The organism is Peteryoungia wuzhouensis (assembly GCF_003205195.1).
In the GTDB taxonomy this organism is placed as follows: Bacteria; Pseudomonadota; Alphaproteobacteria; order Rhizobiales; family Rhizobiaceae; genus Allorhizobium; species Allorhizobium wuzhouense.
This window is the reverse complement of sequence record NZ_QJRY01000001.1, coordinates 278,645-303,040: the sequence shown is the minus strand read 5'-3', so window position 1 is coordinate 303,040 and position 24,396 is coordinate 278,645. Positions and strand designations below refer to the sequence as shown.

The following is a 24,396-nucleotide window of genomic DNA, read 5'->3' as shown; positions in this document are numbered from 1 at the left end:
ACAGGGTGAACCGCCCACTCGCCATCATCGTGCTTCTGCTCTTGGCCGGCGTCCTGCCAGTGGTCCGGCCGATGCCGTCGCTGGCGGCCGTCCTCCTGACGGCGCCCAGCCTCCTGTTGCTGCCGACCGGGCTCGGTCTTTGCGCGGCCTATGGCGTGACCGGCCGCCGGCCGGCAGGCCTGACCGCGCTCCAGGCTCTTCTTCTTGCCTATTTCGTCGGCCTCTTTCTGTTCATCCTCCTCTTCGTCGCCTCCGAGCGCCTCCTGGCCGATCCGCCGAGGCCGGGCCTGCTGATGGCGGGGCTGTGGCTTTCCGCCCTTGCCGGCTGGCTGCGCATGCGCCCGCTGCTCGCCATCCCGCGCGAGGCGGTTTCGCCGCTGTTGCTTGTCTGTGCAATTGCGCTGCCGCTCGTCGTCTTGCGCTATGCTTATGGTATTTGGATTTATTCCGACTATCCGATAACTGACCTGTTCCAACGCAGCCATTTCCATGGCGCCGCCTTCGAATTTGCGCGTTCCCAGATTCTTAACCCCTTTGCTGCAAATTCCTACATTCCGTTCCAGCAGTTGTTTCTAGGTATGCTGATGCGGCTAACGGGCGCCGATCCGCTGGACGCGGAGTGGGTTTGGCCACTAGCTATGGCTCCGCTTCAGATCGCAACGTTGCTCTGCTGTATCGAACGCCTACTGCCGAATCGCCGCATGGCCTTCAGTGCGCTGGCGATCGCACTGGCGCAGTTCCCCCTATCTAATCCTACCAATAGTTCAATGGCCGAGATGGTGGTGATCGTGCTGCTCTCGGTGCTGCTGCCGCAGCGTGACCGCACGATGTCAAGCGCGGTCACCAGCGTGAAGCTTCTGGCCGTGGTACCCGCACTGCTGATCGGCTTTGCCGTGACGAAGGTGCCGGTCGAGATGGCGATTTCTCTCACAGTCGTCCTTGTGCTGGCGGGCAATCTGACGCGGCCATCACTTTTGGTTCAGATTTGGCCGGTTGTAGTGCTAACCGTTATTGCCTTGCCCTTCCACCGAGGTGCACTACTCTTTATCGCGTTTGTGCTGATACTTGTCTGCGGCCTGTCACTGCTATCCAGCCTCCGCCTACGCTTCATCGCGGTAAGCCGGGGCGTGGTGCTTGCAACGGTCGGGGTGCTCAGTCTGTTGGCGGCGATGTGTCTAAAGATTCTCGTATTTAGCCGCAGAGAAAGCGATATTTTTGGCCTATTCCGTCTTTTCGATCTGGTGCTAACGCCGATCACGGGTAAAAGCCTTGCTAATGTCGCCATAGATGGTGATCTTGCCCCGGGCGTCGGCGCGCGCGTTGCCCTGTTTGAGGTGGCGCGCACAATCTCGCCGCTCGCGGTGTTACTGATGGTAATCGGCGTGTTTGTCATGCTGCGGCTATTCGTTTGGCGGCGGGTGCCCGGGCCGAGTCCTTCGGAAGATGTGCGCGAGATTCATCTTCTGGCAGATATCACCCTTCTGTTTTTCGGCTTCATTGTACTGATCCTCACCGGTTTTCCTTTTGTCCATAGGGCGGCTTTCCTCGTCACGCTGCTCGCGTCCGTCGCACTTGCCATCATAGTTTCTAACGACTCGATGGCGCTAAAAAGCTATCGCAGCCTATTGAGCCTAGTACTTTCCTATTTGCTGCTATTGATCGCGATACCCTTCCTCGTTTCTAGCGAACGCGCGGAGCCCTACTTGATGCGAGCGCTGCCGCTGCTACTCGTCACGTTATGTGTTGGGCTTTTTGCGGTGTTGCTGGCGCTTTCCTGGGGCCGCCGGCGAAACCTACCCCTGGTTCTCGCCGTAGTCGTGGCTGTGGCAATGGAGTTTGCTGTATCTCGTAGCTATTTCAAGTCTTATGCCTTCCAGAACCAGCCGCCGCCGGCAAACGCGTCGCTTGCGGCCTATGACCGGACTGATCTCGAAACGGCGCGCCGGGTGCTTACGCTGTCCGGAGGCGGGGAGGTCCTCGTCTCCGATCCTAAGACAATGACGATCATGCGCTCGCGCACTGGGCTTTATCCGCTAGTGGCGAGTTCCAATCTCGACACGCTGTCAAGCGAAGCGAGCAGTCAACTAATGGCGGTACTAACCACGGTACTTTCCCCGTCGCCGCTCGCCGAGACATGCCATCGACTAATGCAGGTCGCCAGCAGCAATGCCTCGGGCCTCTACAATTACGGCAGTATTCGGCGGTTGTCGCCAGCGGCTGACGGTGTCGGCATCCTAACGACGCTCGGATACAACAACCGGCTAGTGCCAACCTATGACCCGGTGATTGCAGCAGTCCAGCGCAAGGAGGCGGTGGCTTCGATAGTACAGCTCAAGGAGGCGGAGGCTTCGATTCAACGACAGTTCCTAATCCTGGTGAATGGGTCGACGGTCTACTGGCTGGCAAATCACAGAACGTTGAGTTATTTCCCGATTCACAGAGCACTGTCGAATGACCTGTTATCCGTGCTCGCGCAGAAATATCCCGGTGGGCATCTGATGGAAGAAACTTTTGTGGCCAGACTGGAGTGCCGATGATGGCCCCTCTCATTTCCATCATCACCCCAGCCTACAAGGCGATGGCGTATATAGGAGAGACCATCCGGTCGGTTCAGGCGCAGAGCTTTACCCGCTGGGAGATGCTAATCGTCGAGGACGGCTCTCCCGATGATACCGCAGCAGTGGTTAAGGAGTTTGCCGATACCGATCCGCGCATACAACTGATTCGGCAGGCGAATGCCGGGCCGGCAATGGCGCGGCAGAAGGCATTGGATCATGCTCGCGGACGTTATATTGCCTTTCTTGATGCCGATGACCTATGGCTACCGGAAAAGCTTTCGCGGCAGCTTGCCTTCATGCAGGCGCACGACGCGGTGATCTCTTTCACCGCCTTCCGCCGCATTACTGCCGACGGCAAGGGGACCGGTCGGCTGATTCATGTTCCTGAGAGACTTGGCTACCATGACCTTCTTGGCAACACTGCGATTGCCACTTCCACAGTTCTGATTGACAGCTCGAAGTCCGGGCCGCTAGCAATGACCAAAACGTATTACGACGATTTTGTACTATGGCTCGGCATCCTTAAGCGGGGACATGTTGCGCTCGGCTATGACGAGGACCTGATGCGATACCGTGTACTCGAGCAATCAATCTCTCGTAATAAGTGGCGATCCGTGCGAATGGTGTGGAAGACATATAGGGACGTCGAAAATCTCAGCATTTTCCGCTCTGCCGTCGCCTTCGGTGGCTATGCTTGGAATGCTTGGTGGAAATATCGCGGATTCTGAAGACCGCCACCGACCTTTTAGGGGTTGGTTTTAGAGATGTTTGCCTGCGGGCGAAAATGGGCGGACGCCAAGACGAGGATGGACTGAAAGGCATGAAACGAATTCCGGTACCCACTAGTATTGATAAGGCCCTTTTCGAGGGCGAGGCACACGCGCATGAAACCCGTTACGGCCTGCCCTCGCAAGTGCGCTTCTGCGTCCGTTGCGTCATCTCTAATCAGAGGCCCAACTCGGCCGTCGAATATAAACACACCAAGGACAGTAAGAAAGCGACGATCCATTTCGACGCTGAAGGTGTATGTGATGCCTGCCGTTTCACTGAGAAGAAGCAGAGGGAAATTGATTGGGAGGCGCGAGAGCATGCGCTGAGGGTCCTCTGCGATGCGCACCGCAGCCGGAACGGCAGCTACGATTGCATCGTACCTGGCTCGGGTGGAAAAGACAGCTTCTACGCATCGCATATTCTGCGCACGAAATATGGTATGCATCCGCTGACGGTCACTTGGGCGCCGCATATTTATACCGAATGGGGTTGGAAGAATTTCCAGAGCTGGATTCATGCCGGACACGATAATCTGCTGAACACGCCGAACGGCCGTATCCACCGGCTGCTGACGCGGCTGGCAGTGGACAATATCTTCCACCCGTTCCAAGCCTTCATGTTCGGCCAGAAGTCACTCGCGCCTAAAATGGCGCTGTTACACAAAATTCCGCTGGTATTCTTCGGAGAGAATGAGGCCGAATATGGCAACCCGATCGGCGATACCGAGACGGCTAAGCGAGATTGGTCTTACTTCACCTCAGACGATCAGTCCAAAGTCAGTTTAGGCGGGGTCCCTGTGCCGGCTTTGAAAGCACATTTCGGTGTCGAGCAGCAGGATCTTATCCCTTATCTGCCGGCGGATCCGTCCGAGATCGAACGCCAAGGCGTCGAAGTGCACTATCTCGGCTACTATCTCAGATGGCATCCGCAGAGCTGTTATTACTATGCAGTCGAGCACGGTGGCTTCCAGGCATCGCCTGAGCGGACACCCGGAACCTACAGCAAGTATAACAGCATTGACGACCGCATCGATGATTTCCACTACTTCACGACTGGCGTTAAGTTCGGCCTTGGTCGCGCCAGCTACGACGCAGCGCAGGAAATCCGGTCTGGAGATATCACGAGGGAAGAGGGGATCGCACTTGTGAAGCGGTTCGACCACGAGTGGCCGGAGCGTTTTGCCGATGAGATATTCCGCTATCTCAGCATTACGCCGGAGGAGTTCCCTGAAGCCAGCCGCATGTTCGAAGAACCGATCATGACACGCGACTATTTCGATACGCTTGCAGACACTTTTCGTAGTCCACATCTTTGGAAGTGGGAAGGCAACCGCTGGCAACTGCGGCATGCCGTTTGGCACGGGGTAGGTAGTGTGACGGCCGGGGCTCAGTAATGAAGTCAGTTCGGATCATCCCGCGCCTTGACATCAAGGGCCCTAACCTAATCAAGGGTATCCACCTTGAGGGATTGCGTGTGGTTGGTGACCCCCACAGCTTTGCGTTGCGCTACTATGAGGAGGGGGCCGACGAACTCGTTTTCATGGATATCGTAGCGAGCCTTTATGGGCGCAATAATCTCAGCAGGATCATCGAACAGGCAGCTGACCGTGTCTTCATTCCGATTACCGTGGGAGGGGGGATCCGGTCCGTGGAAGATGCGCGGCACATTTTGCGCTCCGGCGCGGACAAAGTTGCGATCAATACGGCCGCCGTACAGCGCCCGGAACTGATTGGAGAGATTTCGCGCGAGTTCGGCTCCCAGGCCACGGTTCTGTCGATCGAAGCGAAGCTGGTTGGTCCCGGACGGTGGGAAGCATATACAGATAACGGGCGGGAGCGCACAGGACTGGACGTCGTTGAATGGACAAAGCGTGCCATCGAGCTTGGGGCAGGCGAGGTGTTGCTAACCTCCATAGACCAGGAGGGTACACGCAAAGGCTATGATCTCGACCTGATCGATCAGGTTACGCAAGCCGCACCCGTTCCGGTGATCGCCAGCGGCGGGCTCGGCGCCTTGGCGCACGTCAGTAGTGTCCTGGCCTTGCCGCGCTGCTCCGCAGTGTCAATGGCCGACGTATTACACTACAAGCGGTTATCGCTCTCCGATATTAGGAAGACGGTTCGCGATGCTGGCATGACGACGAGGATTGCATGACGAAAGAGTCCGAGATCACATTGGTCGACTACGGCATGGCCAACATGCTGAACGTCGCCCGTGCGTTCCGTCATTGCGGTGCCAAGGTTCGCGTGGTCGAGAAGGCGGCGGACGCCAGCACGTCGGATCGTCTTGTCGTACCCGGCGTCGGTGCGTTCGAGAAAAGCATTCGAGCGGTGCGCGAAAAGGGCTTCGACGACCTGATCCGGCGGCATGCCGAGACAGGCCGCCCGTTCCTTGGTGTCTGCGTCGGTATGCAGATGCTCTTCGAGGCGAGCGAGGAGTTCGGCGAGCACCAAGGTCTCGGCATTCTACCCGGCAGGGTCGTCAAGGTTCCTGCGGCGGATACGACCGGAGAACTGCAGCTGGTTCCGCATATCGGCTGGAGTGCTCTCGTCCAACCGCGGACGGGGCGCAACTGGAGCGATACCCTGCTGTCCGGACACCAGTCCGGGATGGGGAGCGTCTATTTCGTACATTCCTTTGCGGCTTGCCCCTCGGAGGAAAGCGACATGCTTGCCGACTGCCTCTACGGAGGCTATCGCATCTGTGCTGCGGTTCAGCGTGGCAATATTTGCGCGACGCAGTTCCATCCCGAGCGCAGCGGCGAGATCGGTCTTTCCGTTATCCGCCGCTTCCTGAGCCTGTGACGAATATGGTGGAAAAGCTGCTCCAGAAGGTGCTTATCGTCAGCCTCGGCAGCATCGGGCGCCGGCATTTGCGCAATCTGCGTCTTTTGCTGCCGGATGCCGAGCTTGCTGTTTTGCGCCGCCAAGGTGCGGCGGAAGACGCTGATCGCGTCTTTCACGACCTGCCGTCAGCGCTCGCCTTCAAGCCAGATGCCGCTATTGTCGCCTCGCCGGCGAGCGCGCATCTCGCCTCGGCGAGCGCATTGGTGAAGCAGGCTGTGCCGGTGCTGGTCGAGAAGCCTTTCGCTGACCGACTTGACGGCCTTCCACAACTCGTGGCCGACGCGGAGGCGGCAGGGGTGCCGCTTTTCGTCGCTTACAATCTTCGCTTCCACCCCCTCCTGCAGAAGGTGCGTGGGATCCTGGCGGTAAACGGCATCGGGCGCGTTCTGTCGGTCCGGTCGGAAGTCGGGCAGTATCTTCCGGACTGGCGTCCTGGAAAGCCCTACCGGACGGGCGTATCGGCCCGGCGCGATCTCGGTGGAGGTGCGCTGCTCGAACTCAGTCACGAACTCGACTACATCTGTTGGCTCTTCGGTCGTCCGGCGCTAGTATTCGCCGCCGGCGGGCCGCTTGGCGATCTTGGTATCGATGTCGAGGATACCGTTTCACTGACGCTACGTTATGGCGATGCCGCACCGATCGTGAATGTTCATCTCGACTTTCTCCAGCGCGCTGTCACCCGCCAGTTTCGGATCGTGGGGAGCGAGGGGACCATCGTCGGCAACATGATCACCGGCGAACTCGACCTCTATCTCGCGCAAACTGGTAACTGGATGCGGGAGATATGCCGCCCGGCCGAACCGAACCAGCTCTATCTGGATGAGATCGGGGATTTCTTCTCCGCCGTGCAGGATGGCGATGCTATCGTCTTGCCCGATGGACGGCAGGGCATGGATGTGATTTGCCTGGTCGAGGCCGCGCGGCGGTCCATGGCCGAGCGAAAAGAGGTAAAGATCGACTATGTCTGATGCGGCACTGCGCACTATCGTCTTCATCTTTGCGCGAGGGGGATCCAAGGGGGTCCCGCGCAAGAATGTCCGCCTGCTGGACGGCAAACCGCTGATCGCCCACTCGATCGAGACTGGCTTTGCCACGCCCGGTGTCGAGACGGTTATCGTCTCGACTGATGACGAAGAAATCTCTTCGATCGCCCGTGCGTATGGCGCGGAGGTTCCCTTCCTGCGCCCGGCAGAACTCGCGCGGGACGACTCGCCGGAATGGCTGGCCTGGCGACACGCCGTTTCTTGGTTCAAAGAAGAGCGGGGTCCTTTCGACTGCTTCGTCAGCCTACCGGCGACGTCCCCCTTCCGGGCCGTCGAGGACGTCGTCGCTTGCATTGACAGGATTCAGCACGACCCGGCGACGGACGCGGTGATTACCGTCACCGAAGCCAGCCGAAACCCTTACTTCAATATGGTGCGCCTCGACGGGGAGCAGCGTGCCGACATCGTCATACCGTCCGACGGGGCTATTGTTCGCCGTCAGGACGTGCCGCCCGTCTACGATATGACCACCGTGGCCTATGCAGTTCGACCCCGGTTCATCCTTACGGCTGAACGCCTGTTTGCCGGCCAAGTGAGTGCGGTTAAGGTGCCCGTTGAGCGCGCCGCCGACATCGACACCGAGTTCGATTTTCGTCTTGCTGAAGCCGTTGCGACCATTCGGCGGGATGTAGGGAGGAATGCGCCGTGAGATCGTTCACGCAGATGATGTCGCTTAAAGGGCGGGTTGCAGTCGTCACTGGCGGCGCGGGCCATATCGGCAGGGCCGTCGCCGCTGGGTTGGCTGAGCTCGGGGCGACGGTATGCCTTCTCGACCGTTCGGCCGAGGCCGCCGATACCGCGGCCGACGGCATCCGGAACGATCTTGTTGGGGCCCGGGTCGAATGCCTATGCATCGATCTCGAAAGCGAGGATGACCGCAACCAGGTGGCACGCGAGGTGATGGATCGCTTCGGCCGGCTCGATATCCTGGTCAACAATGCTGGCTTCGTCGGCGACAGCCGACTGGCTGGGTGGGTGACAGATTTCGAGCAACAGTCCATCGAGACTTGGCGCCGTGCGATCGAAGTCAACCTTACGGCGGCCTTCCACATCAGCCAATCGCTCAGCGGACTGTTGCGCGCCTCGGGCCATGGTTCGATCGTGAACGTCTCGTCGATCTACGGCAATGTCGGGCCGGACATGTCGCTCTACGATGGTACGGCCATGGGGAACCCTGCTGCTTATGCCGTCAGCAAAGGCGGCGTCGTGCAGATGACGCGCTGGCTCTCTACCGTCCTTGCGCCGGACATCCGCGTGAACTGCGTGAGCCCGGGCGGCGTCTCACGGGGTCAGCCGGCGCCCTTTATCGAGCGCTATATTGCGCGCACACCGCTGAGGCGCATGGGTAGGGAAGACGACTTCGTTGGCGCGGTGTGCTACTTTGCGAGTGATCTTTCGGATTGGGTCACTGGCCAGAACCTCATGGTCGACGGCGGCTGGACGGCTTGGTGAAGAAGGACGACAATAACGATGCAAGACAAGGTTTTTATCATCGCCGAAGCGGGCGTGAATCATAACGGCAATCCAGAGCTTCTGAAAAAGCTTGTCGAGATCGCCTCTGAGGCCGGGGCCGACGCGATCAAGTTTCAAACCTTCAATGCCGACCGTCTCGCCATGCCCGGTGCCGATACCGCCACCTATCAGAAGCGTGAGACCGGCGAGGGCGACCAGCACAGCATGCTGCGCAAGCTGGAACTCAGCGATGAAATGCACCATCTTGCGATTTCGCATTGCGCCAAATTCGGCATCGAATTCATGTCGACGCCCTTTGACGAGGAAGCACTAGAATACCTGTGCGGCCTGGGCATAAACCGCGTCAAGATACCTTCCGGCGAGATCAGCAACCTACCATTCCTGCGCGCCTGCGCGCAAACGGCGCTGCCACTCATCCTGTCGACCGGCATGGCAACGCTGGAAGAGGTTGTCGATGCGGTTGCCTGCGTGCGCGAAGAATGGGCGGCGGCCGGCCATCGGGAACGGCCCGGCGACCTGACGGTGCTGCACTGCACATCTAACTATCCCGCGAAGACCGAGGAATCAAACCTGCGGGCCATGGCGACAATTGCCAAGACCGTGAACACGTCCGTCGGCTATTCGGATCATACCGAAGGCCTCACCGTCGCGGTCGCGGCGGTCGCTTTGGGCGCGTCTGTCGTCGAAAAGCACTTCACCGTCGATCGCACGCTGCCGGGACCGGACCATAAGGCCTCGCTCGAGCCGCGGGAACTTTCTGACATGGTGAGGCAAATCCGCATCGTTGAAGGTGCGCTTGGCGACGGCGTTAAGAAACCGAACGCTTCCGAATTGGCAGTGCGCGACGTTGTGCGCAAGAGCGCCAGCCTGAGCCGGCCGGTTGCCGCTGGCGAGACAATCACAAGAGAAAACCTCATCTTCCTGCGGCCGGGTACGGGCATAGCACCCGTTCATGCGGAGAAGATCCTCGGCATGAAGGCCGCGCGGGACTTGAAACCCCGGGTTCTGCTGACCTGGGAGGACCTTGCTTGATGAAGCGCCAGATCCTCTATGTCACAGGGACTCGTGCGGATTTCGGTCTTATGGCGCGCACGTTGAGGGAGATAGATGCCGATAGCGCTCTCGAGCTTTCGATCCTAATAACCGGCATGCACCTCTCTCCCATCTATGGATCTACGGTCAAAGAGATCGTTGCCGAGGGCCTGAGGATCGCTGCCGAAGTGCCAGTGGACCTTAACACCAGCACTGGTGCAGGCATGGCGCGCAATCTTGGCGAGATGGTCATCCGCTTCACCGACGTTATGGAGCGCGAGCGGCCGGACGTAGTGCTTTTGCTCGGAGATCGCGGCGAGATGCTTGCGGGTGCCATCAGCGCACTGCATCTCAACATTCCTTGCGCACATGTACACGGCGGCGAGCGGTCAGGCACGGTGGACGAGCCGGTCCGTCATGCCATTTCCAAGCTTTCACACATCCATTTCACAACTTCGGACGATGCGGCGACCCGCCTCGCCCGCATGGGTGAGGACCCGTCCCGTATCTTCGTTTCTGGCGCGCCGGGCCTTGACGGCCTGACAGAATTGGCGAGCAAGGATCGCGCGGCGCTTGCCGGCGAATACGGTCTCGATCCCGCTCGGCCGACCGCTCTAATGGTCTTCCATCCGGTGCTCCAGGAGCAAGTAACGGCCTTCGATGACACGGTCTCAATCGTCGAGGCGCTACAGGCGAGGGGCTTACAAGCAGTTATAATCGCGCCCAATTCGGACGCCGGTGCGGACGAGGTGCGGTATGCCCTCAAGCGTTATGATTCGCACGAGGGCTTTCTCATCCTGCCGCATTTACCGCGCGGCGATTTTGTCTCTTGGATGGCGGTTTGTGACGTGATGATCGGTAATTCGAGCAGCGGCATAATCGAAGCCGCTACCTTCGGCACGCCCGTTATTAATGTCGGCACGCGGCAGAACCTGCGGCTGCGGAACGACAATGTGAAAGACGTCGCGTTGTCCCGCGGCGCTCTTGAAGTGGCGCTCGGCGAAGCGCTCAGCGCTGGAAAGCTGTCGCGCCGGAACGTATACGGAAAAGGTACAGCCTTCGAGACTATTACCCGCACCCTCAAGAGCATCGATCTAGGACCAGCCACGCTCTCGAAAGTCAATTCCTTCTGAGGAGACATCGCATGAAGGTACTGTTTGCCGGCCGTAAGAGCGTTTCCGCGGACCTTTTGACTGCCCTCAGCGCGATGGAGCAAGTTGAGGTCGTGGGCGTGTTGACCGACAATCACCTCGCGGTATCGCCTACTTCGCGGGTGGCCGAGGCGCTGTCGGTACCGATTCTCGATTTCAAGCAGACGCTGGAGAAGGCAGATTCGGGCGAGCTGGAATTCGATCTCGTGCTATCCGTTCTATACTGGCGGCGCATGCGTGGTGGGCTCCTATCGAACGCGCGGTTGGGAGCGATCAACTTCCATCCGGCGCCCCTGCCGGAATACAAAGGTACCGCCGGCTACAATTTAGCGATCCTCGATGGCCTCAGCGAATGGGGCGTCACCGCTCATTACATGGACGAACATATCGATACAGGTGAGATCATCGAGGTTGACCGCTTCGTCATTGACCAGGAGGCGGAGACTGTTCGCTCGTTGGAGCTCGTATGCATGAAGCGCATCCATGAGCAGTTTCTGCGAGTCGTGGGCGCGACAGTTGCCACCGATGCAAGGCTGCCGACGAGTGCAAACAAGGGCGGGCGCTATGTCTCGCGGGTGGAGATGGAGGCGATGAAGGAAATTCAGCCGGGCGACGACGTCGCTCGGAAGATTCGGGCTTTCTGGTATCCGCCCTATGACGGCGCCTTTGTCACTATCAACGGCGAGAGGTACTCGCTGGTCGATCGGACGCTGCTGCAGCAGCTCGCCGATCCCAACTCGAGCAGCCTTTTCAGCTCGGTAGCGAAAGAGAGTGTGAAGACATGAACAAGGATCTGCTGTCGGCCCTCGAGGTCACGTCCGGGTCCACGCTAAAGGAAGCCCTCGCCAAGCTTGAAAGGAGTGGATGCGGCATCCTCACACTCGTAGGCGAGGGTAGGCGTTTCGAGCGCACCATTACCGATGGGGACCTGCGCCGGCTAATCCTTGAGGGGAGCGCACTCACGGATCGCCTGGACCTGCTTCAGGCGATCAAGTCTCATACGGCGAGCGAGGGCATGAGCCGGCGGGACGCGTTGGAGCTGATGAACCGTCACGCAATCCACAGCCTTCCGGTCATCGGGGTGGACGGTGTTGTGGTGGACGTGATCTTCCGCCGTGACATCGACGAGCAGGTCCTGTTATCGACGCCGCATATCGGCGATGCCGAGCGGGAATTCGTTGAACAGGCCTTCCTCACAAACTGGATCGCGCCGCTTGGCCCAAATGTTGATGCCTTCGAGACTGAGTTGTGCACTTTTGTCGGTTCGGCCCACGGGGCCGCTGTTTCCTCAGGTACGGCCGCCATCCACCTCGGCCTCCGTCTTCTCGGAGTTGGCCCCGGAGATCGGGTCTTCTGCTCCACACTTACCTTTGCCGCGAGTGCCAATCCCATCGTTTATCAAGGAGCCGAGCCGGTCTTCATCGACTCAGAGATGAGTAGCTGGAACATGTGTCCAACAGCGCTTGAGCGTGCATTCGCGATCGCCGCATCCGAGGGATGGAGTCCTAAGGCTGTAATCGTAGTGAATCTTTACGGTCAGAGCGCAGATATGGATCCGATTCGGGAAATCTGTTCCTCATACGATGTTCCGATCCTTGAGGATGCTGCAGAATCACTTGGTGCAACCTATAAAGGACGTCATAGCGGTACAATTGGCAAAATTGGTATTTACTCCTTCAATGGTAATAAGATCATCACGACTTCTGGCGGCGGCATGTTGATTTCGGATGATAGGGAGATAGTTGATCGTGCGCGTTTTCTTGCGACTCAGGCGCGTGATCCTGCACCTTATTATCAACACAGCGAAGTGGGCTACAACTACAGAATGAGTAACATACTAGCTGGCGTCGGGCGAGGGCAACTCCATGTCCTGAAATCTCGGGTGGAAAGACGACGTAGAATCTTCGATCAGTATCGCGAGGGTCTGGCGGGTCTTCAAAGCCTAGAATGGATGCCGGAACCTGAGTGGAGTTTCTCGAATCGTTGGCTTACTACCGCAACCATTTCTGCAGATGCAGCGATATCCAGCACCGAGCTAATACAACGGCTCGCTAGCGAACTTATCGAAGCTCGGCCAGTTTGGAAGCCAATGCACTTACAACCTGTCTTTGCGGGGACTAGGTACTTTACCGCTGGCAATAGTTCCGTTTCTGATGATTTGTTTGAACGGGGCATTTGTCTTCCGTCAAGCTCGAACATGACTAGTAGCCAACTTGATCGCGTTATAGATACAATCAAGAGGATTTTCACATAGCTGAGAGGACAGCGGTTAATTGGGCGGAAGCTGCAACTGACCATCGTTCGGTCTAACGGCCATTTGCCGATCTTCCCGCAGCTTGGCTTTGCCCCGTCGCTTCGACCTTCGCGTTCCAGGAGTACATGTACACGACGATAATCATAGCGGACACGGTGGCCTTGCCCCGTTAAAGTAATCCATTTTGAAGTAAGCTCTGGCCATCGAGAGGACCAGAGAATGAAGCGCAACCGTTTCACCGACGAACAGATCATCGGCATTCTGAAGGAGCACGAGGCGGGCACGCCGGTCTCGGAGCTTTGCCGCAAGCACGGTGTCAGCGATGCCAGCATCTATAAATGGAAAGCGAAGTTCGGCGGCATGGACGTGTCCGAAGCCAAGAGGCTGAAGACGCTGGAAGACGAGAACGCGAAGCTGAAGCGGCTCCTGGCGGACGCGATGCTCGATGACCTGAGACCCGACTTCCCTCCAAATTTCGGGAGAGTCTTGGGTTTTCTGCTCTGGGACCAAACCTTGGACCGCCGGAAGCTGGAGTTTTCCGGCTCTGATCACGATGGCTGGCTGGTTGCGCCACCGGGATTATGTAGGGCGATCGGGACATTATATCCGACCGCCGAGTGAGGACGTTCCTCGTTGTAGTACCTGCGCCAAGTCTCCAACTTTTCGCGGGAATCCGCAAGTGTCAGGAACCAATGAGCGTTCAGGCACTCCGACCGCAGCTTGCTGTTGAAGGCCTCGATGAAGCCGTTGTCAGTTGGTTTGCCAGGCCGTGAGAAGTCCAGGGTGACGTTGTTGGCATAAGCCCAGAGGTCGAGATCACGGGAGATGAATTCGCTGCCATTGTCTACCCTGATCGTCTTCGGATAGCCGGTCTTCCGACAGATGCCTTCCAGGGTCTGGACGACATTCTCGCCCCGGTAGGTGAAGCGTGCGTCGGCGGCCGGGCAGTAACGCGAGTGCGTGTCGACCACGGTCAGGATGCGCAGCTTTTTGCCAGTCGCGAGCTGGTCGTGAACGAAATCCATCGCCCAGACATCATTCGGCCCGGCAGCCTCCTAGCGATCGTCTCTGAGCTTTGCCTTCACCCGGCGCTTGGGATGCTTGTTGCGCAGTTGAAGTCCTAACTCGCTGTAAATCCTGCGTGTCTTCTTCATGTTGATCTTCCAACCATCTCGGCGCAGATGCACATGGACGCGGCGGTAGCCATACCGCACACGTGTCTCGCAAATCTCCTTGATGCGTCTTTCGAGGGGGGCCTGTCCGGTGCGGCGAGATTTGTAGTGGTAGGTCGATGTATCGAACTTCAGGACCTTGCAGGCCCGTCGGATCGAAATGCCCCAGTCCACCAGCATCCCGTCGATCAGCTTGCGCTTCCGAACAGGCCTCAGAGCTTTCGGCGGATGACGTCCTGCAGCATCTCCCGGTCCAGAGTTAGGTCTGCGACAATTTTCTTCAGCCTGGAATTCTCATCCTCCAGAGCCTTCAATCGACGCATCTCATCGGGCAGCAGACCCGCATACTTCTTGCGCCAATTGAAATACGTCGCCTGGCTGATCCCCGCCTTCCGGCAAATCTCTGCCACCGGCACGCCGTCGTCGCCCTGCTTCAAAATGAACGCCTTCTGGGCGTCCGAGAACTTCGATGCCTTCATGCTTCCGCTCCTATTCCCAGCCGGGAAAATACCGCGGAAAACTACAGTTATGAACGGTCCAGTTTTTGGGGATCAGAGCACAGAGCAGATCAGAGCAGGGATCAGAGCACCGAGGAAAATCTCCGCCTCGCGGTCTCACCGGTCTTGCCGTCGACGATCGGCAGCGTCTTGCCGGAATAGTCGATGAACACCTTGTCACCGGGAACATGTTTCTGGCGCATCGTGGACGAAAGCCGCTGCACGAAACTGCGGAACAGCTCGCAGAACCGGCTGTAGCCGTAGCCATCAGGATGAATCGCGCGATATTCCTCGCAAAGGATCTTTAGGGTCACGGCCGGCTTCTTCAGCTCGACCGCCAGCGCGCTCCAATCGGGTTCCACCCCGCCGACGCAGGCCATGCTTGACGCCCTGTCGGTAGAATAGCCGGCGCTCGATGACTGCGTCCGTCAGGTCTCCCGGTAAGGGCCAGCTCAGTCCGGCCGCTCTCGCACGCTCAAGGTTATCCTGCACCGTGCTGCGGGTAAGCCCCAGCATCATGACAACATCGCGCACGCTCGCGTCGTCCGCGCAAAGCCGAAGCATTTGTCGTAGTTGTCTCATCGTCAGCCTTCTCTTCGCCGGCATCAACATCTCCTCGTTCGTCACGAGGAAATACACGCCAAGGTTGCCGACCCAAAGGCATCGGTGGACCGCCTAGACTGTCCGGTCATTCCCGGAATCCGCACGCTCACCAGACGCGAGGCGCTCGAACGCTTCCTGACGGACAGCCGTATCGAAATCGACTCAAACATTGTCGAACGCTCGATCAGGCCTCAAACAATTACGAGAAAGAACAGTCTATTCGCCGGAAACGAGAGCGGTGGACGCACATGGGCCACGCTGGCCGCCTTGCTTCGGACCTCCAGAATGAACAGCATCGATCCGCTCCACTGGCTATCCCAGACATTGACCCGCATCGCTCAAAGTTGGCCGGAAGCCGATATCCGGGCGCTTATGCCATGGAAACTCAGCCCCAACGCTGTCGTTGACCGCTTACATCCATTCTTTCGATCGTCAGCTATGTGCAACTGCTTGACCGGCGCTTTCATCGGTCGAAATCAGCGCAAACAATACTTTCCTAGCCTGTTCCTCATTCTCCGCGACGATTTCATGTTCAAGTTTGCGGAGCCAGGAGGCTATATCATAACTGGCGATAGCTGCGGAATCGGCGCGCATAATCTTCGGATGACGGGTCGGCTTGGCATTCTTACGATCGTAGAAAAGCTCTTCGAAGAGCTTTTCACCCGGCCGTTTGCCGATCACCTCAATGGCGATGCCATTATCGGGATTCTTGCTATCCCGAATATTGAAACCCGCGAGCCGGATCATGTTTTCCGCAAGATCTCCTATGCGCACGGGCTCGCCCATATCCAGCAGGAAGACGTCGCCGCCTGCTGAAAGAGCCCCAGCCTGGACGATCAGCTCTGCAGCTTCAGGAATCGCCATGAAGTAACGGGTCATGTCCGGGTCGGTGATCGTTACCGGCCCGCCTTTGGCGATCTGCTGCTTGAACAAGGGCACAACCGAACCGTTCGAGCCGATGACATTGCCGAAGCGAACGGCACAGAAGACTTGCTTCTTCTGTTTGTCCCGCGCTTCAATCGCCATTTGCCGCACGACAAGTTCTGCCCAGCGCTTCGTCGCGCCCATGACATTGGTCGGTCGGACTGCCTTGTCGGATGAAATCAGGACAAAGTGCTCAACCTTCTGCGTAGCAGCGACGGTCGCCACGGTCAGCGTGCCGAAGACGTTGTTGCGGATCCCTTCGAGAACATTCGCTTCGACAAGTGGAACATGCTTGTGGGCTGCAGCGTGATACAGCACTTGAACATTGTGTGTCTGAATGGCTCGCGCTACCGTCTTGGCGTCCGTCACGGAGCCGAGGACCGGTACGACCGCATGATTTCCTGTAGCCAAAAGCTCCTGTTCGATCCGGTAAAGTGCGTATTCGTTCGCTTCGAAGAGAATGAGCTTTTCCGGCCCACGGCGAATGATCAGGCGGCAGAGTTCTGAGCCGATGGAGCCGCCCGCGCCGGTGACCATGACAGTCTTGCCGGCGAGTGCCTGGTCGAGCAGTCCCGCGTCGGCCGGCACGCAAGAGCGGCCGAGGAGTTCGTCGATCTCTATCTCTCGAATCTGGTTGACAATGTAGCGGCCGTCCACGAGATCCGAGATATCTGGTAGGCTGCGCACTTTCACGCCCAGACCAGTGACGCGAGCAAGCACAGCCTGGCGCTTGTCCATGGGTATGGACGACATGCTGAGAACAATTTCCTGAATGCCGTAGCGATCAACCAGTGACGGGAGGTCGCTGGACGGAAAGACGCGGTAACCGCCGATATCCCGCCCGTGATTGGCGGAGTCGTCATCGATCAACCCCATCACATAGCGATTGCCGTGGCCTCTAAGAGCCCGTGCGAGTTGGGCTGCTGCGGGTCCTGCGCCATAGATGAAGATCGGCTCCTCGTCACGACGCAGACCCGTGCCAGACATAAGGATCCATTTGGCGGCAAAGCGCGTACCGCCAATCAGGAGCGTTCCGAGAATTAAATAAAGGAAGGGGACAGAGCGAGGTACGATGCCTTGGCCTGCCATCTCCATCAGGAAGATGATGATGACCCAACTCGTTGTGGCGATCAGCATTGCCTTGATGATGGTCCAGATCGCAGCTTCTGGCAGATAGCGGATCACGGATCGATAGAGACCTAGCCGAATGAATATGGGTATAGCTACTATAGGAGCGAAGGCAGCAAGAATCAGGCGCTCGCTCGTAATAGCCGGCGTCCACACGGACAGCCGGATAGCATAGCTCGCCCACAGGGCGATTATCAAGGCAATGACGTCAAGGCTCATCATGACGGCTCGCTTCCAGAAGCGGGGCGCCTTGATAATCTTCTCTCTGATGCGCTTGACCAGAGGCTGATTAATCCAATCGGAAGCTAACATGATCCTACCAATGAACTCACTAATGCTGGACGCCGGCCGCGCCCACTACCCTTATGGCGGTCAGGCTTAAAATGCGCAAATCGAAAAGGAAGCTCCGACGTTCAAGATACTCGGCATCGAATGTGACCTTATCCTGGATTGTCAATTCATCTCGGCCGTTCACCTGGGCCCAACCTGTGAGCCCCGGCAGTAGCGAATGCACATTCCTAGCCGTGCGCGCGGCGATGAGGTCGTCTTGATTGAAAAGCGCCGGACGAGGACCGACGAAACTCATGTCTCCCTTCAGGATGCACCAGAGCTGCGGAAGTTCGTCCAGGCTTGTCTTGCGCAGGAAACTGCCGATAGGCGTGAGATGTCGTGCTGCATCACCAAGAAGATGCGTGGCAACGACAGGCGTGTCGGTTCGCATGGTGCGAAATTTCGGCATCGAGAACATGCCGTTGCCGCGGCCCACGCGCTGCGACCAATAGAGCACGGGGCCCTGTGACGTGGCGCGCACGGCGAGCGCGACAATGGCCATTGGCACGGCAAAGATAATCAGCGCCAGGAGGACGCCGACGATGTCGCATGTTCGCTTCAAAAACATGAATGACTGGCCCGAACTGAACTTACGAAACTCGATGCCGCGTCATTACGGCAGATCGCTGCAAATCGCCAGCGCTGAACGCATAAATCGGTTCTTGTCCCGTAGATTTCCCTCGTCGATTTTCGCGACGATGCTGCCCACGCAAAATGATACCGGACTGTAGTCACGAATTGTCGTAAAGGACTGCCGTAATGGCATTTTAGTTGAATTGGAATTAGCGACCACCTCAAGGGCTTGCAAAGGCGGAAATTTCTTAGCTGGAAATCCTGGCGCCCCAGCCACGTCCTCTTGTGACCGTGCGGCCCTCATACCGAAGCCACGGACTTGAAACCGACTGCCCGGCAAAACACCGTCAGCCGTTGATCCCCTTTTTTAATCCCCCCATCCCTCAAAGCTTCACCTTGACCGGCCGCCAGACGACCGTCTCGGGTGTGCGATCGTAAGGACTCTCCATCAGCGTGATCTTGCAATTGTGCCTGTCGCACGCTGTGCAGCGGAATTTCAGCGAATGCGGGTCGCGACCTTGGCCGTAGAAGGCGGCGAGGTCGCGGGCGAGGAAGCGGGCTTGGCGTTCGCAGTCGCGACAGGTTGCCACGACCAGCATGTTGTGGCGGAGCGCTTTGCCGAGGGTATCGAGTGTCCGGGTCATGTGAGAAGATGCGAACATTCCATGAACATCATCAAGCCGAAATCGAAACGAAGCCGCGACTTTTCCCGGATTTGAGCGCATTTAAACCCCAAGGGGGACCTGAAGAGCCATGCCGGCCGTCAATCCCGCACGCCGCCCGATCTCGCGCGCAAGTCACGGAAAATTAACTATAAAATCCACCGTATGTAAGGATAGTGTTAACCTTGATCTCGCTATAACCATACCGCTTCCATCAGGGTATAGCGTCGAGAAGCGCATCGGTTTCAGTCTCGCGTATCGGGGGAGGGCGTCATCCACGGCGTCCTCCCGTTGCGGGCTCCACCGACTGACACCGGCATGCAGCCGGTCCTCTCCCATCGATGACGACTGCCCGTAAGGGCAAAAAAGCCTCCGGCCCGTGATGGACCGGAGGCTTTGAATTTTGGGTTGCCGGAGGCTCAGTCGGCGGCGAGGAATTCGGCGCAGTAGCTCTTGCCGCCATTGATGCCGGGCCGGTCGACGACGGTGCGGATGCTGCGGATGACGTAATCCGAAGAGACCGTCAGCTGCACTTCGCACCGCATATACTGCGTGCGCGCCTGGGTCAGCAGCTTGCCCTTCTTGCCATTGCCGAGATCCTCGTAGGTCGCCGGGATCACGCGGGTCTTGTTGCCGCCGCGCCAGGTATAGAGGGTCGAATTGCCGGCAACGGCGTCGGTGACGGGAGGTCCGAACCGGGCGAAGAACGCGCCGGCCTGCTGGCCGTTCCAGCGGGCCTCGACCTCGTTCTGGGGAACGCCGGTGGTCGTGCAGCCTGTGGCTGCCAGTCCGAGAGCGGCCATGAGGCCTGCCGTCAGCATGTTGCGGAATGTCATTGTTGCTGCCCCTTGCACCCTGAATGTGCGGTCTTCCGGCCTGGTCCTGCGGCGCGCTGCCGGTCGCGCGATCCACACCTGCCTTAGCGTCAAACGACGGCAGGGGAAATTGTCCCGGCCGTTCGCACACCGCAAAATTTCCAGCTGATGCGTCTGCGCAACGTAACGGAAGGCCGGGTTGTTCCACACAGCGCCGGTCCGCGACACCTCGATCGTGCCATACGCCCCAAATTCTCCGAGGAAGCGGACCGGGCGGAATGCCGACAGTAAGGAAGTCATCCCGGTTTGCACTCGGGTTTGATCCCTCAAGATCCTGGAAATACGGGGCTTTCGATAGCTGCCGTGAAAAAAAAACATCTTTCTGTCGTGATTTTGTCGTGTCCCTGCTTGTACTCGCAAAATCGCTGGTCTATAGAGGCGCCGCTGGTCACGGAGTGTAGCGCAGTCTGGTAGCGCACCACGTTCGGGACGTGGGGGTCGAGTGTTCGAATCACTCCACTCCGACCAGCTTGAAAACCCTGCTTCGGCAGGGTTTTTTCGTTTTTGCCATTTGTAGCCGTCTCAGATGACGCGATGCGTCCCGCGACGACCCGCAGGCGCCATCCCCGGATGACCGCGCCGGCTTGCTCGGGCAAGCCAAGCAATATTGGTGTGTCCGACCCACAGTTGTATTCGATAACGAAGCCGTGGTGGAGCTAACCCGGGATTTAGAGCGTCAACCTATTGCACGCACGGGTATTTAAGAAGTCGCTTTATTGTTTGGCATCTGTCAATTCGCAGGGATGTCTTCAGATTGGCCTACCATCGGTTGAATAATCTGCTAAATTGACGATCATGATTCCAGGCACGCGACGGCGGCGTCACCGCCATGAAAAAGTTACGCTTTCCGATGTCGCCCAGGCTGCTGGTGTGAGTGCGATCACCGTATCGCGTGCCCTGCGAGAGCCGGAGAAAGTGTCGCCGGCGCTGCGCGAGACGATCCTGCGCGTCGTCGAGCAGATGGGTTATGTGCCGGACATGGCGGCGCGGGCGCTCGCCAGCAAGGACAGCGGCCTGATCGGGGTCCTGACGCCGGGTCTCACCAGCTATGCCTTCATCGCCGTCATGCGCGGCATCGAGGACCGCGTTCGCTCCACCGATTTGCGCATCCAGTATGCCAACCCCGGTGACGGACGGAATGACGATGGCCGCAAGCTGCGCTTCTTCTTCTCCCAGAACCCGGCCGGCATCATTTATGTCGGCCTGCAGCATGATTCGGCCCTGGACGACCTGCTGCGCCGTGCGCCCTGTCCGGTGGTCGAGATCATGGATGTCAGCCACGCGCCGGCGGAAATGGCTGTCGGCATCGATCACCGCCTGGCCGCCGAGGCGGCCACCCGCCATCTGCTGGAGCAGGGCTACCGGCGCATCGCCATGCTGGGCGCCAGCTGGGACAACAGGTCCAAGCGGCGTCTTGAAGGCTTTCAGTCGGTCCTGGAGGCAGAAGGCCTGTTCGATCCGTCCCTTGTCCTGTCGATCGACAGCTATACCAGCGTCGGGCTCGGCGCTCATTTGCTCGATCGCCTGCTCAGCGATCATCCGGATGCGGACGCTGCCTTCTGCCATAGCGACGATCTTGCGCTCGGCGCCCTGTTCGAATGCCAAAGGCGTGGCCGTTCCGTTCCGAACGAATTCGGCATCTGCGGTTTCAACGATTTCGACTATGCCGGCGTCGCATTTCCCTCGCTCACCTCGGTGCGCCTGCCGCGCTACGAGATCGGCTACCGGGCGGCCGACATGCTGATCCGTGCGACGGGTGGCGGCCGCCAGGCGCCAACCGTGGTGGATCTCGGCTTCCAGCTGATCGCCCGCCAGTCGACGGCCCGCAACGCGCCGAAGGGGCCGACAGGCTGATCGGGCAGGTCTGGCGGCGCCAAGGCATCGCGCGCCGGCCCCGTCGTCCGGTCTCCCTAAATTTGCAGAAGGCTTTCTCTGCCGCCTGTCACGGCTGCGCTGACCCTGGTTCTGACGACCAGTCGCGCTCAGCGTTCGGCTTCGACCATCTGCCGAAAAGCGTCGAAATGCGGCAGGTAGGAAACGCCGTCGAGTGCCGGCATCGCGGCATAGGCGGGTCCGCCCGTCACCAGGCGTATCGTCCTGGGCAGCGCACCGCGCAACTGGCGAAGGCCGGCCTCCAGCCGGGCCGGCTTGCCATGCACGGCGCTGATGCACACCATGCGCGCCTGTCGTGTCTCAGCTGCTGCTGCAACTTCTTCCGGCGGCAGATTGGGCCCGAGACACAGGCTGTCCCACCCATGCAGGCGGGCGATCCATGCGGCGGCGAGCGCCCCGATCTCGTGCTCCTCGCCGGACAGTGTCGCCGTGATCAGGCGGGGAGCGTCCGCGCCCGGTCGGGGGCTGGTGTCAAACATGGTTCCGAGCAGCCGCTTGAGCGTCGCGGTCGCCAGATGTTCGGCGGCAATCGACAGTTCGTCTTCCGACCACAGGTTTCCGATGTCCCGCAACAAGGGGAGGGCGGTTGTGTCGAGGAAGACGTCCGGACCTTCGCTCTCGGCCCGGGCCAGAAGCAGGTTGCGAAACGCCTCCCCGTCCATGGCCCGGATGGCCGCGATCAGCGGTGCATTCCGTTCGCGCTCGATTTGCGTGGTCTCGATCCGCTGCAGTTCGTCCAAGGGCAGCGTGATCAGATTGCCGATCCGATGCCCGGCATCGCTGCAGACTTTGAGAAGTCGCAGCCGTTCGGCCTGTTCGGCGGTGTAGAAGCGTCGGCCGGTCCCGCTGCGTTGCGTCGGCTCTATGCCGTAGCGGCGTTCCCAGGCATGCAGGACCAGCTTCGTGATGCCGCTGATGGAAAGAACCTCGGCGAGGCTCAGCAGCGCCTGACCACAATTCTCTCCGCCTTGACCCGAATGCATTCGTCCCGCCGTCTCCTTGCAACGAGGCTAAGTGATAGCTCGGAAAACTTGCGTGGAGGTGTACGGGCAATTCTTGATATATATCAAAAATGGCCTGCGCGGGGCAGGCCATCTGTTCTGTCGGTCAAATGGCCTGAGCCTCAGCCGTCGATGTCGTCGAGCAGCTGGCGCGCGGCGGATGTGGTGACCCGGCGGGTCTCCACCTCGTCGCGGCGGTTGGCGAGCAGCTCGGTTGCCAGCAATTGTTCGGCAAGATCCGCCGGCAGCGACAGGATCACGCGTCCCTCATGGGTATTCAGCCCGCCAAGATCGGTCCGTTTGGCTGATATCATGCCACCGGCCACGGTGTTGTTGGTATCGGGATCGATCAGGATGAAGGCGCCGGTGCCGCGGTTGAGCTCGTAAGGGTCGAAGATCGCGGTTTCGTCAAAGGCGAGATGCACCTTGCCGATCGCGTTCATCTGCAGCATCTCGGCCGCCAGCCATTTGCCGGACTTGAGATCGAGCTGCTGCACCGGCTGCACCTGCACGCGCTGGCGGCGCGAACCCGCCTTCAGCCAGTAACGCTTGCCGGGCACGATGCCGTCGGGCTGCAACGCGACGAGCTGGGCATCGAAGGCGAGCCCCGTCTGCGGCTGGGCGTCGAGCGAGACGATCATGTCGCCGCGCGCCACGTCCACCTGGCGGTCGAGCACCAGCGTGATCGCGTCACCGGCAACGGCCGCATTGCGCACCAGGTCGAAGGTGACGATCTGCTTGACGTTCGCCACCTGACCGGAGGGCAGGATGGCAACGCTGTCGCCGGGCTTTACCGCGCCACCGGCCACGGTGCCCTGATAGCCGCGAAAACTTTCGCCCGGACGCGAAACGCGCTGGACGGGCAGGCGGAAGCCGGTCGACTGGCCGGAGCGCAGTGTCGCGAGTTCCAGCGTTTCCACCAGTGTCGGGCCTTCATACCACGGGATCACGGCACCGGCGGAGTAGACGACGTTTTCGCCCTTCAGCGCCGACATCGGAATGGCCGTCACCTGGCGCACGCCAAGCGTCAGGGCGAGGGCCTTGAACTCGGTGCTGATCTGGTCGAACACCGCCTTGTCGTAGGAAACGAGGTCGAACTTGTTCACCGCCAGCACGAACTGCTTGATGCCCATCAGCGAGGCGATGGTGGCATGCCGCCGGGTCTGTTCGAGAAGGCCCGCGCGGGCATCGACCAGCAGGATCGCCAGATCCGCCGTCGAGGCACCGGTTGCCATGTTGCGGGTATACTGTTCGTGGCCGGGGGTGTCGGCAACGATGAAGGAGCGGCGGTCGGTGGCGAAATAGCGATAGGCGACATCGATGGTGATGCCCTGTTCGCGCTCGGCCTGAAGTCCGTCGAGCAGAAGCGCGAAATCCGGCAGGCCGAGATCGTTTTGTTGCCCGGAATCGCGACGCAGGCTGGCGGCCTGGTCTTCCTTGACGGCCTTGGTATCCCAGAGCAGGCGTCCGATCAGCGTCGACTTGCCGTCGTCGACCGAGCCGCAGGTGATCAGCCGCAACGGGCGCGAATCGCGCACGAGAGGCGCTGCGTCGGCCTGGGGAGCCTCGAGGAGTTCAACGGCGAGGGCGGTATTGGCAGCTGCGGTCAT

Annotated in this window: 20 protein-coding genes, 1 tRNA gene and 4 pseudogenes; 16 read left to right on the top strand and 9 right to left on the bottom strand. The window is 59.3% G+C overall.

What is annotated here, in order from left to right:
- Positions 1-5 precede the first annotated feature (5 nt).
- From DMY87_RS01620 to DMY87_RS01565, 12 genes are read left to right on the top strand one after another with little or no spacing between them, the layout of a single operon-like run.
- Positions 6-2,537, top strand: coding sequence for a hypothetical protein (locus DMY87_RS01620; RefSeq protein ID WP_110789534.1), 2,532 nt, complete (start codon positions 6-8; stop codon positions 2,535-2,537).
- Entirely contained in the window at positions 2,537-3,286 is a 750-nt protein-coding gene (locus DMY87_RS01615) for a glycosyltransferase family 2 protein (protein WP_205908126.1), read from the top strand. Before DMY87_RS01620 ends, DMY87_RS01615 begins: the two co-directional genes overlap by 1 nt.
- Positions 3,265-4,722 (top strand): N-acetyl sugar amidotransferase, encoded by a 1,458-nt coding sequence (locus DMY87_RS01610; protein ID WP_245408801.1) that lies wholly within the window; start codon positions 3,265-3,267, stop codon positions 4,720-4,722. Before DMY87_RS01615 ends, DMY87_RS01610 begins: the two co-directional genes overlap by 22 nt.
- The gene (gene hisF, locus DMY87_RS01605) at positions 4,722-5,483 is read left to right on the top strand and encodes an imidazole glycerol phosphate synthase subunit HisF (protein ID WP_110789532.1); all 762 of its coding nucleotides are present in this window, start codon (positions 4,722-4,724) and stop codon (positions 5,481-5,483) included. Before DMY87_RS01610 ends, hisF begins: the two co-directional genes overlap by 1 nt.
- Positions 5,480-6,133 (top strand): imidazole glycerol phosphate synthase subunit HisH, encoded by a 654-nt coding sequence (hisH, locus tag DMY87_RS01600; RefSeq protein WP_110789531.1) that lies wholly within the window; start codon positions 5,480-5,482, stop codon positions 6,131-6,133. Before hisF ends, hisH begins: the two co-directional genes overlap by 4 nt.
- Before the next feature lie 5 nt (positions 6,134-6,138).
- Complete coding sequence (locus DMY87_RS01595) at positions 6,139-7,143, top strand: Gfo/Idh/MocA family protein (protein ID WP_110789530.1); 1,005 nt, start codon at positions 6,139-6,141, stop codon at positions 7,141-7,143.
- Positions 7,136-7,867 (top strand): acylneuraminate cytidylyltransferase family protein, encoded by a 732-nt coding sequence (locus tag DMY87_RS01590; protein ID WP_110789529.1) that lies wholly within the window; start codon positions 7,136-7,138, stop codon positions 7,865-7,867. Before DMY87_RS01595 ends, DMY87_RS01590 begins: the two co-directional genes overlap by 8 nt.
- Positions 7,864-8,670, top strand: a complete 807-nt coding sequence (locus tag DMY87_RS01585; protein ID WP_245408800.1) for an SDR family oxidoreductase — start codon at positions 7,864-7,866, stop codon at positions 8,668-8,670. The genes DMY87_RS01590 and DMY87_RS01585 overlap by 4 nt, the downstream gene beginning before the upstream one ends.
- A gap of 18 nt (positions 8,671-8,688) precedes the next feature.
- Entirely contained in the window at positions 8,689-9,723 is a 1,035-nt protein-coding gene (gene neuB, locus DMY87_RS01580) for an N-acetylneuraminate synthase (protein ID WP_110789528.1), read from the top strand.
- The gene (neuC, locus tag DMY87_RS01575) at positions 9,723-10,856 is read left to right on the top strand and encodes a UDP-N-acetylglucosamine 2-epimerase (RefSeq protein ID WP_110789527.1); all 1,134 of its coding nucleotides are present in this window, start codon (positions 9,723-9,725) and stop codon (positions 10,854-10,856) included. The genes neuB and neuC overlap by 1 nt, the downstream gene beginning before the upstream one ends.
- A gap of 11 nt (positions 10,857-10,867) precedes the next feature.
- On the top strand, positions 10,868-11,659 hold the full coding sequence (locus DMY87_RS01570) for a formyl transferase (protein WP_110789526.1): 792 nt from the start codon (positions 10,868-10,870) through the stop codon (positions 11,657-11,659).
- Positions 11,656-13,128, top strand: a complete 1,473-nt coding sequence (locus DMY87_RS01565) for an aminotransferase class I/II-fold pyridoxal phosphate-dependent enzyme (protein WP_110789525.1) — start codon at positions 11,656-11,658, stop codon at positions 13,126-13,128. Before DMY87_RS01570 ends, DMY87_RS01565 begins: the two co-directional genes overlap by 4 nt.
- Positions 13,129-13,170: 42 nt before the next feature.
- On the opposite strand, the pseudogene DMY87_RS01560 reads toward DMY87_RS01565, so the two are convergent.
- A pseudogene (locus DMY87_RS01560) lies at positions 13,171-13,283 on the bottom strand (IS3 family transposase); the annotation flags it as partial.
- A 64-nt stretch (positions 13,284-13,347) separates the two neighbouring features.
- Here DMY87_RS01560 and DMY87_RS01555 point away from each other — a divergent pair.
- A pseudogene (locus DMY87_RS01555) lies at positions 13,348-13,578 on the top strand (transposase); the annotation flags it as partial.
- A 98-nt stretch (positions 13,579-13,676) separates the two neighbouring features.
- Here the strand turns inward: DMY87_RS01555 and DMY87_RS01550 are convergent.
- Positions 13,677-14,779, bottom strand: a pseudogene (locus DMY87_RS01550) (IS3 family transposase).
- A 101-nt stretch (positions 14,780-14,880) separates the two neighbouring features.
- The gene (locus DMY87_RS24330) at positions 14,881-15,177 is read right to left on the bottom strand and encodes a transposase (RefSeq protein ID WP_205908125.1); all 297 of its coding nucleotides are present in this window, start codon (positions 15,175-15,177) and stop codon (positions 14,881-14,883) included.
- Between the two features lie 331 nt (positions 15,178-15,508).
- Here DMY87_RS24330 and DMY87_RS01540 point away from each other — a divergent pair.
- Positions 15,509-15,781, top strand: a pseudogene (locus DMY87_RS01540) (IS66 family transposase); the annotation flags it as partial.
- Between the two features lie 51 nt (positions 15,782-15,832).
- Here DMY87_RS01540 and DMY87_RS01535 read toward each other — a convergent pair.
- From DMY87_RS01535 to DMY87_RS01520, 4 genes are all read right to left on the bottom strand, one after another.
- On the bottom strand, positions 15,833-17,764 hold the full coding sequence (locus DMY87_RS01535) for a polysaccharide biosynthesis protein (RefSeq protein WP_110789524.1): 1,932 nt from the start codon (positions 17,762-17,764) through the stop codon (positions 15,833-15,835).
- 19 nt (positions 17,765-17,783) lie between these two features.
- Complete coding sequence (locus tag DMY87_RS01530; protein ID WP_205908124.1) at positions 17,784-18,350, bottom strand: sugar transferase; 567 nt, start codon at positions 18,348-18,350, stop codon at positions 17,784-17,786.
- Positions 18,351-18,738: 388 nt separating this feature from the next.
- Positions 18,739-19,017: a hypothetical protein gene (locus DMY87_RS01525; protein WP_133252991.1), complete on the bottom strand. Its 279-nt coding sequence runs from the start codon at positions 19,015-19,017 to the stop codon at positions 18,739-18,741.
- Between the two features lie 419 nt (positions 19,018-19,436).
- Positions 19,437-19,853 carry a hypothetical protein gene (locus DMY87_RS01520; protein ID WP_110789522.1) on the bottom strand — a complete coding sequence of 139 codons (417 nt, stop codon included), beginning with the start codon at positions 19,851-19,853 and terminating at the stop codon, positions 19,437-19,439.
- Between the two features lie 430 nt (positions 19,854-20,283).
- On the opposite strand from DMY87_RS01520, the gene DMY87_RS01515 reads away from it, so the two are divergent.
- Both DMY87_RS01515 and DMY87_RS01510 read left to right on the top strand, forming a co-directional pair.
- Positions 20,284-20,360: transfer RNA gene (locus DMY87_RS01515), tRNA-Pro, on the top strand.
- Between the two features lie 327 nt (positions 20,361-20,687).
- Positions 20,688-21,746 carry a LacI family DNA-binding transcriptional regulator gene (locus DMY87_RS01510; RefSeq protein WP_110790330.1) on the top strand — a complete coding sequence of 353 codons (1,059 nt, stop codon included), beginning with the start codon at positions 20,688-20,690 and terminating at the stop codon, positions 21,744-21,746.
- A gap of 128 nt (positions 21,747-21,874) precedes the next feature.
- Here DMY87_RS01510 and DMY87_RS01505 read toward each other — a convergent pair whose 3' ends face one another.
- Both DMY87_RS01505 and cysN read right to left on the bottom strand, forming a co-directional pair.
- Positions 21,875-22,768 carry a MerR family transcriptional regulator gene (locus DMY87_RS01505; RefSeq protein ID WP_110789521.1) on the bottom strand — a complete coding sequence of 298 codons (894 nt, stop codon included), beginning with the start codon at positions 22,766-22,768 and terminating at the stop codon, positions 21,875-21,877.
- Between the two features lie 140 nt (positions 22,769-22,908).
- Positions 22,909-24,396, bottom strand: a complete 1,488-nt coding sequence (gene cysN, locus DMY87_RS01500) for a sulfate adenylyltransferase subunit CysN (protein ID WP_110789520.1) — start codon at positions 24,394-24,396, stop codon at positions 22,909-22,911.